We start from the raw sequence: 447 nt of genomic DNA on the forward strand, positions 1-447 counted from the left end.
GCGTTGCTCGGGGGGTCGCTCGACGCCGGGCCCGTGTCCGGTGGAGGCTTCGAGGTACGCGCGGAGCTGCCGATCGCCAAGAGGGAGAACGCTTGATCCGGGTTCTGATCGCCGACGACCAGGGGATGGTGCGCACGGGGTTCACCGTGTTCCTGAGCGGCCAGCCGGACATCGAGGTCGTCGGCGAGGCGGCCGACGGGAGGGAGGCCGTGGAGCGGGCCGCCCAGCTCGACCCCGACGTGGTGCTCATGGACGTGCGCATGCCGGTCATGAACGGTCTCGAGGCCACCAGGGAGATCCTCGCCCGTCAGGAGTCGACGAAGGTGCTCATCCTGACGACGTTCGACCTCGACGACTACGTCTACGAAGCGTTGCGGGCGGGAGCCAGCGGGTTCCTGCTCAAGGACGCCTCGGCCGCGCAACTGGCGGAGGCGGTGCGGGTGGTGG

General features: G+C 69.8%; 1 protein-coding gene. It reads left to right on the forward strand.

Annotated features, from left to right (window positions below):
* Positions 1 to 92: 92 nt before the first annotated feature.
* A partial coding sequence (locus E1292_RS50680) for a response regulator (protein WP_132606903.1) occupies positions 93 to 447 on the forward strand: 355 nt, incomplete at its 3' end.

This window comes from Nonomuraea deserti, assembly GCF_004348685.1.
In the GTDB taxonomy this organism is placed as follows: Bacteria; Actinomycetota; Actinomycetes; order Streptosporangiales; family Streptosporangiaceae; genus Nonomuraea; species Nonomuraea deserti.